Source organism: Proteobacteria bacterium CG1_02_64_396, from assembly GCA_001872725.1.
GTDB lineage: Bacteria > Pseudomonadota > MNWR01 > CG1-02-64-396 > CG1-02-64-396 > CG1-02-64-396.
The window spans coordinates 1-8,325 of the sequence record MNWR01000084.1 but is presented as its reverse complement, the minus strand read 5'-3'; the positions used below and the strand labels follow the sequence as shown (position 1 = coordinate 8,325).

General features: G+C 64.3%; 5 protein-coding genes and 1 pseudogene. 5 read left to right on the top strand and 1 reads right to left on the bottom strand.

The window, feature by feature from the left end; translation table 11 throughout:
* The first annotated feature begins 675 nt into the window (after window positions 1-675).
* Complete coding sequence (locus AUJ55_10025; protein OIO55714.1) at window positions 676-1,590, top strand: hypothetical protein; 915 nt, start codon at window positions 676-678, stop codon at window positions 1,588-1,590.
* 172 nt (window positions 1,591-1,762) lie between these two features.
* Window positions 1,763-2,422 (top strand): epimerase, encoded by a 660-nt coding sequence (locus tag AUJ55_10020; protein OIO55713.1) that lies wholly within the window; start codon window positions 1,763-1,765, stop codon window positions 2,420-2,422.
* A gap of 34 nt (window positions 2,423-2,456) precedes the next feature.
* Here AUJ55_10020 and AUJ55_10015 read toward each other — a convergent pair whose 3' ends face one another.
* A complete protein-coding gene (locus AUJ55_10015) occupies window positions 2,457-5,129 on the bottom strand; it encodes an ATPase (GenBank protein OIO55712.1) in 2,673 nt (890 codons plus the stop codon).
* A 251-nt stretch (window positions 5,130-5,380) separates the two neighbouring features.
* Here AUJ55_10015 and AUJ55_10010 point away from each other — a divergent pair, with 251 nt between their 5' ends.
* From AUJ55_10010 to AUJ55_10000, 3 genes and pseudogenes are all read left to right on the top strand, one after another.
* Entirely contained in the window at window positions 5,381-6,070 is a 690-nt protein-coding gene (locus tag AUJ55_10010) for a hypothetical protein (protein ID OIO55711.1), read from the top strand.
* Between the two features lie 57 nt (window positions 6,071-6,127).
* On the top strand, window positions 6,128-7,915 hold the full coding sequence (locus tag AUJ55_10005) for a hypothetical protein (GenBank protein ID OIO55710.1): 1,788 nt from the start codon (window positions 6,128-6,130) through the stop codon (window positions 7,913-7,915).
* 110 nt (window positions 7,916-8,025) lie between these two features.
* Window positions 8,026-8,325, top strand: a pseudogene (locus AUJ55_10000) (hypothetical protein).

The following is an 8,325-nucleotide window of genomic DNA, read 5'->3' as shown; positions in this document are numbered from 1 at the left end:
AGGAATTCTTCATGTTTTCTAAAACAAGCAACATTAAATCGTCATTCGGCATGATTTACCCTAACAGTTTCTTAGGCGGAATCCGCCATAACAGTGATAGGCGGATTCTTTGTAGCACGACTTCAGAAGTGCGCCCCCCGAAGACCTCATAGCCCCTCTACCTCCCGAAATATCTTGGCTTTCCCCATTGGTGCCTTCCCATTCAGGGTCCGTGCTATACCGATTCTGTATATCACGGTTCGCACCGAATCGGCTACCGGTCCTCTTTGCTGCCATACCGCGTAATCCCACCGCTCCGGTCACCGAACATCCGTGCCTGTGGGCAACCCTTGGCCCGCCGTTCGCGCATGGGGTCCGAGCCTACAATTTCGGCTCTTCAAAAAGGTTGCCGTCGGGGGCAGCGGAGGGATGAGTCTCCCGCTTGCCCTTCCGTCCCCTCGGCGTCATCCCCGCGCTAAACGGGGATCCAGTGGTGGCGGGGGGGGCGGGAGAGGAACAAAGGGGGAACACCGCCGCGCTGCGTCAGCCGTCCCCAGCGAATCGACCTCCCCGCTTGAAACGCCTTGCTGGATCCCCGCCTGAGCGGGGATGACTTCACCCCCACCCCCACACCCTATAACCTCTCTCTCCCAGACTTTTCGTGAATACGGCACGGCAGACAGAGGACGAACAACGATGAACCCGACACTGGAAAACATCCTGGACACCCTGCGGGAAACCCTGGCCAACAAGGCCCTTGCCGCCGTGGGGAGCGTGGCGTTGCTTGTGCTGCTTTCGGCATGGGGCTACGTCGGCTCCCGTCAAAGCGAGCCGTTCACGCCGCCGCTGGAGGGGGCCGAGGGGGTGAATTTTGTGGAGGTGAACCGGACGCTGGCCCAAACCGAACTCGACTCCTTCACCGGCTGGACCCCCAACGACTACCTGCCGCTCACCGCCTGGCTCGACAACAAGCAGAACTTCCAGCTCGGGGTCATCGAAACCATCCGTTTTTCGGTGCGGGTGCTGCGCGACGACCTTTCGCGTCAACGCACTACCGACCAGATCGACGACGACGTGAAGCGGGCCTTCGAGTTCTACAGCAACGACCCCCACAAATGGATCTTCCCCTCCTATGAAGGCCGCATGAACGAGGCATCCTCTGCGTTGGCGCGGTATGTCGAGCGGCTGAACTCAGATCAGGCCAAGTTTTATCCCCGCTCCGACAACCTGATCCAACTGCTGGATCAATACGCCTCTTTGCTCGGCGCCGCCACCACCAGCCTGACCGACGAAACCCTGGGCTGGCTGGAGACCGACGACCGTTTCTACTACAGCAAGGGGGTCGCCTACGCGATGTACATCGAGATGCAAGCGGTGCAGCGGGACTTTCAAACGGTCTTGCAGAAAAACGACGGCGGGGAACTGATAGCCTCGATCATTCATGAGCTGCGCGATACCTGGTTCGAGCCGACCGTGGTGCTCAATGGCGACAAGGACGGCGTCTACGCCAACCACCTGAAGAACCTCGCCAGCGACCTGCTGCGCATCCGCCAGAAACTCAACTCGCTCAGCAGCGTGCTCAGCCATACCGGCGGTTCGAGCGCGGGCTAAAGGGGGGGTGAGGCGTCGTTCCGGTGCCCCTAAACCCCAACGAGGTGAAGGGGAAGCCGGTATCGACCCAACAACCAGGTTGACCCCATGGGCAGAAAGGCATCGCGCCGAGGGGGGCGCTCCTACCGCTCAAGGGGCATTGACTCCCACGCAATCGACCCAGAAAGAACCCATGAACATCATCCTCTTCGGTTCCAGCGGCATGATCGGCCAGGCGGCGCTGCGCGAGTGCCTGCTCGATCCCAACGTCGAAAGCATCTTGGCCATCGTGCGCAAGCCCAGCGGCTTCACCCACCCCAAATACCAAGAGCAGATCCACACCGATTTTCTTGATTTCAAGCCGTTGGAAGCGGTTTGGCGGGGGTATGACGGCTGTTTCTACCTGGTTGGAGTGACCTCGTCGGGCATGAGTGATGCCGACTACCGCCGCGTCACCTATGACTACACCCTAGCGGCAGCCGAGGCGCTGGCGGCGCTCAACCCCAACATGACCTTCGTCTACGGCTCCGGGGCCGGGGCCGACAGCAGCGAGAAGGGCTCGGTGATGTGGGCTCGGGTGCGGGGGGCGACCGAAAACGCCGTTTTGGCGCTGCCGTTCAAGGGGGTGGTGTTCCGGCCCGGCTTCATCGTCCCCATGCACGGGGTGAAGTCCAAAACCGACTCGTACCGCTGGCTCTACACCTTCACCCGCCCCTTCTGGGGGATCCTGCGTCGACTCTTTCCCAACATGGTTGGTACCTCGGAGCAGGTCGCCCGCGCCATGATCGCGGTGGTGCAACGCGGCGCTCCGAAAAGGGTTCTTGAGGTGCGCGACATCAATGGGCTGGGATAAACATGGGAGGTCTTGAGTCCCTCACGCCACCGCATCAATCCCTTCGCCCTCGCCCCCCCAAACCCACCTGCCCCACCAGCAGCGGCAGAACGCTCATGCCGATCACCACCCCCCAAGCATCCAGGGGAATCGGTTCCAGCCCCAACACCCCCGGCAACAACGGGCCGTAGGTCGCCAGCCCCAACAGCAAAACGCACAGCGCCAGCGCCCCCCAAACCCAACCGTTGGCCACGATGTCGTTGCGCCACCAGGTCGATCCCCGGTCGCGCATGTTGAAAACATGGAGCAGCTGAGCCAGCGCCACCGTTAAAAAGCTGACCGTCACCCCCTGCCCTGCGCTTAAGCCCAGCGGCCCCAGCGCCAACGCAAAGGCGCCCAACACCGCCGCTGCCATCACGGCGCCGTACCCGGCGATGAGCCACCAATGATGGCGGGTCAAGAGCGGCTCCTTGGGGTTGCGGGGGGGGTGATTCATGGCTCCGGGATCCCCCTCCCCCATCCCCAGGGCCAGCGCGGGAAAGACGTCGGTGACCAGGTTGAGAAAGAGGATTTGCAACGGCAGCAGGGGGAGCGGCGCCCCCAGCAACGAGGGGAGCGCCACCACCATGATCTCGGCGACGTTGCACGACATCAGGTAGAGGACAAATTTGCGGATGTTGCCGAAGATGATCCGCCCCTGGGCCACGGCGTGCACGATGGTCGAAAAGGCGTCGTCGGCCAGCACCATATCGGCCGCCTCCCGCGCCACCTGGGTCCCCCGCCGCCCCATGGCGATGCCGATGTCGGCTTGGCGTAGCGCCGGGGCGTCGTTGACCCCATCGCCGGTCATCGCCACCACCTCGCCACAATCTTGATGCAGCCGAACCAAATTGAGCTTTTGCGCCGGGGTCACCCTGGCCAGGATCGAGGCACTTTGAATCGCCAAACGGCTTGCCGCCGACCACTGCCCCCCCGAACCCAGCTCAGACCCCAGGATGACCGGGGTGGCGGGATCGTCGACCAGACCGGTGGCCAGGGCGATGGAGCGGGCGGTTTCGGGCTGATCGCCGGTGATCATCACCACCCTGATCCCCGCCGCCTGACAGGTATCGATGGCCTCACGGACATCGCGGCGCGGCGGATCGAGCAGGCCGATCAAACCGAGGAAGGTCAAATCGGCAAAGGGGTGTCCCTGGCCATCAAAGCGCTCGGCCACCGCCAACACCCGCAGCCCCGCCGCCGCCATGGCGCGGTTGTGGCTCAGCCACATCTGCCGCTCGTGGTCCCCGAAGGGGGCTTGCCCCCCCGGGGTCTGCCCCCCCTCGCCATGCCAGCTTAGGCAGGCTGCCAACACCGACTCGGGAGCCCCTTTGACCGCAATGCGCATCCCCGCCCCGACCTGATGCAGGGTCGCCATCATCCGCGCCTCGGGATCGAAGGCCTCCTCCCGCAGCTCGGGCCATTGTTGTAACAAGGCTTTGCGCTCGATCCCCCGGGTGAGCCCCACTTCGAGTAGCGCCACTTCAAGGGGATCGCCCACCGCCCCCCCCGGTTTGCCCCCCAGACTGGCGTTGTTGCACAGCACCACCGCCTCAAGTAGGCGGGTCAGGTCGGGGTCGGAGCCGATCAGCTCCCCGCCCCGCAACAGCCCGTTGGGGGCCACGTGGGCTTCGCCGCTCGGGGGCATCACCACGGTGACCGTCATCCGGTTTTCGGTCAGGGTGCCGGTTTTGTCGGTGCAAATCAGGGTCGCCGAACCCAAGGTTTCGACCGCCGAGAGGCGGCGGATCAGGGCGTTGCGCCCCGCCATCCGCCACATCCCCCGGGCCAGCGCCATGGTCGCCACCACCGGCAAACCCTCGGGAATGGCGGCGACCGCTAGGGCAATGGCGGTTTCGACCATGAGGAAGAGATCTTTGCCTGCCAGCCAGCCGCTGACCGCCACCAGGGCAGCGATGGCCAGGGTGGCGCCGATCAGCCGCCGCCCCATCTCTTCAAGGCGCAGCTCCAGCGGAGTAGCACGGCCGTCGGTCTCTTGCATCAGGGCCGATATCTTCCCCAATTCGGTCGCCATGCCGGTGGCGACCACCAGCCCCACACCCGAACCGAGCAGCACGGCGGTCCCCTTGAACCCCATGTTGCTGCGCTCCGACAGAGGGGTGGTTTCGGGCAGGGGCAGGGTGGTTTTGCTCACCGGCAGCGATTCCCCAGTCAGGGGCGATTCGTCGATTTGCAGCCGGGCCGCCTCGATCCAGCGCAGATCGGCGGTGAGCACGTCGCCCCCCTCGACCAGCACCACATCGCCCGGCACCAGCCGGTCGGCGGGAATCTCGACCTCCTGCCCCGACCGCCGGACCCGGACGCTCGCCACCCCGAGCCTGTGCAGCGCCTCCATCGAGCGGGTGGCCCGGACCTCCATCACAAACCCGATGGCCACCGAGAGCAAAATCACCGCTCCGATGGCGATCCCCTCCACCGTTTCGTCGAAGGCGAAGGCCAGCCCGGCGGCAACCACCAAAAATAGAACCATCAGGCTTTCGAATTGGGCGCGTAGGATCTCCCAGACGGTGCGGCGACGGACCTCGCGCAGCCTATTGGGGCCAAAACGGTGCAGCCGCTGGCGCACCACCTCCCCATCGAGCCCCTGCAGAGGATCGATCTGCCAGGTGTGGCGTAGCTGGGTTTCGCTCTGACTCCAGGGCGATGGCGGCAAGATGTGGGGTGTCATTTCAGCTCCTTGGAAATTCATCAACAGCCCATTCCCTCAGAATGAACCGACCGTGGCACGACCGAAAGGATCACACTCGGTCGTAAACCTCACATACACGACAGCGTCGCCCAAAACCCACCCTCGACGCTCGCCATTACATCCATCAATTCCTTTTTAAATCAACGATTAACATGAACGGGCTCATCCAGGTCTCGATCTTGCTGGAGGCTGAAGGCCCAGTATGGATTCCACAAACCACGAGATCGCCTATGCCCTTTGCATCGTTGAGTGTCGATTCCGCCCTGATTTTGCTGCGCGAGCGCGAACCCATCGTGCTCGACCTGCGCGACGCCGCCAGCTTCGAGCGGGGTCATCTGCCCGGCGCCCGCCATTTCAGCGACGCCCTGCTCCATGAATTGGTCAAAACCCGCAAGTGGCAACATCCGCTGCTGCTCTACTGCTATCGGGGCCACTCCAGCAAAGAGGTTGCGCAGTTGCTGGCGGGAATGGGGTTTTCTCAGGTGCATGAGCTCGATACCGGCTGGCAGGGGTGGCTGCACCACCGCACCCCCACAGACCCTGAACTGCCCCCCCTGTTGGAGGCATCGGCTCAGGGGAACTTGGCGGCGGTTCGGGCCGCGTTGGCGCAAGGGGGCGACCCGACCGCCGCCACCCTCGACGGCAATGGGGCGGTTTGGCTGGCCTGCGTGGGGGAAAACCCCGAGGTGGTGCGGGCGGTGGTGGCTGCGGGGGCCGATCCCAACCACCCCAACCGCGAGGGAAACACCGCCCTGATGTACGCCGCTTCGGCGGGCAAAGGGGTGATGGTCACCCTGCTTCTTGAACTCGGGGCCGACCCATCCCTGCGCAACGTCGACGACACCACGGCGCTTGAATTGGCCTCAGACCTCCAATCGCTCAAGGCGCTGCGTCGTGCCATGGGATTGAGCCGGACTTGAACCCCACAACCACCGCGACGTCCATCCTGGTTCCCCCCACCTTTGGAAGGTAACGCGATGCCCCCCCAAGATACCCCGCTGGAGACGATCCGCGCCTACCACAACCGGACCAAACACCGGTTGGATCGCTACGCCGCCGGGCCCGGCTACCTCGACTGGGACACGCAACCCGACCCCTTCCGCCGCTTTGCCGGATGCCCACTCTTGCCTCTGCCCCTGAGTGTCGCAGCGGGGGATGCCACCCTGACCGCCCCGGCCAGCAACCCCGCCCCCCTGAATCACGCCTCGGTCGCCCAGTTGCTGGAGCTCTCGCTGGGGCTATCGGCCTGGAAAGCAGCAGGGCCCGAGCGTTGGGCGCTGCGCTGCAATCCATCGAGCGGCAACCTGCATCCTACCGAGGGGTATGTGGCGTCATGGGGCGTGGTCGGCATCCCCGACGGGGTGCATCACTACCGGGCCGATCAACACGCCCTGGAGCAGCGCTGCGCTTGGGATTCCCAGGGGCATCCCCCTGCCCTGTTGTTGGGGCTCAGTTCAATCGCCCAGCGCGAAGCCTGGAAATACGGGGAGCGGGCCTTTCGCTACGTGCAGCTCGACGTGGGACACGCCCTGGGGGCGGTTGGGTATGCCGCCGCGACGCTGGGTTGGCAGGTGCATATCTGCCCGGCGGGGGACAACACCATCGCCGCCCTTCTCGGACTCGACCGCAATGCCGACTTCGCCAACGCCGAGCAGGAGTGGCCCGATCTGCTTGTGGCGGTTGGACCCGATCCCGAGCCCTATTGGCAGCGCGCCTCCTGGGGAGATCTTGCCAAGGCCGGTCGTTGGCAGGGGCAGGCCAACCGCTTGAGCGATCTGCCTCGCAACGCCTGGCCGGTAATCGGCGAGGTCGCCCAGGCGTGCCACAGTGACGCCCCGGCAGTCACTGAAACCGCCGCTAAGATGCCTTCGCCGCCGCCCGATCCCCCATCGCCCCTGCTCGCCCCTTTGATTCGGCAACGGCGCAGCGCCCAGGCCTTTGATCCCTCCTATTCGCTGGCAAAAAAGCGCTTCTTCGCCCTGCTCCGGGCCACCCTGCCCGAGGCGGGGCTGCCCTGGAGCCTCTGGCCCCTGCCCCCTCGTCTCGACCTGATCCTTTTTGTCCATCGGGTGGAGGGGTTGGAACCCGGTCTGTATCTATTTTCGCGCGGCGGTGGATTAGAAAAGCGGGTTCGGGAGGACTGGAATCCGGCCCCGATCGAGGCCGCCCCCGAGGGACTGCCCCTGATGCGGCTGACCGGAAGCGACGCCCGCAAGGCGGCGCGAATGCTCAGTTGCCATCAAGAGATCGCATCCAGCAGCGCCTTCAGCCTGGGAATGCTCGCCCCCTTCGACGCGGTGCTGCACCAAGATGGCCCCGCCGCCTACCGCACCCTCTATTGGGAGGCGGGGCTGATCGGGCAGGCGCTCTACTTGCACGCCGAGGCGCATGGGGTGCGGGGGACCGGGATCGGTTGCTTCTTCGACGACCCGGTGCATGAACTTCTTGGGCTTAGGGATGATCGCTTTCAAAGCCTCTACCACTTCACCGTCGGCGCCCCCAAATACGACCCCCGCCTGCAAACCTTTCCCCCCTACACCCACTTAGAGGGTGAGCGTACCGAGGCGCTTCTGGCGGGGATCAAGGGGCGGATTGCGGTGGTGTTTGCCGAGCGCGAAAAGCTCAAAGGGGTGCTGGACCGGGGGGAAACCTCGCCCCATCAAGGGCTTGCCCAACTGGAGCGGATCGACCGCGAACTCAGCGATTTGGACAGTCGTTATAAAGCGATGTGGGATGCGCTACAGCCAGGCGGGGGGGGTGGCTGAGATCATCGCCGCGTAGATCGAATGTGGCCGCACAAGGGTAGGTCGAAACCCAGGAGGGTACCCCAATGAGCACACCATCTGGATCATGGCGTTGGTTTCGAGCCAAAGACTTGGCCGACCTACCCAAGGGGCGGATCGAATCGGTGGTTTGCACCGAATTCGGCACCTGTTTTGGCCGTTTCAACCTAATTCAAGACTTCACCATCCTCCCCTGCCCCCACCTGCACGAGATTCGCTCTCGGGGATCGAGCACCTCGGAGGGTTTGCTGGGCTGCCCTTGGCACGGCTGGGAGCTGCTCCCCCTGCTTGGCGCCGCAACCGGCAACGGCCCCGGTTACCGGGTCGAGTTGCGCTCCGAGGGGGTGTTTGTCGGACTCCCCCCCGATCCCCCCGCCCCCCTGCTGTTGTTG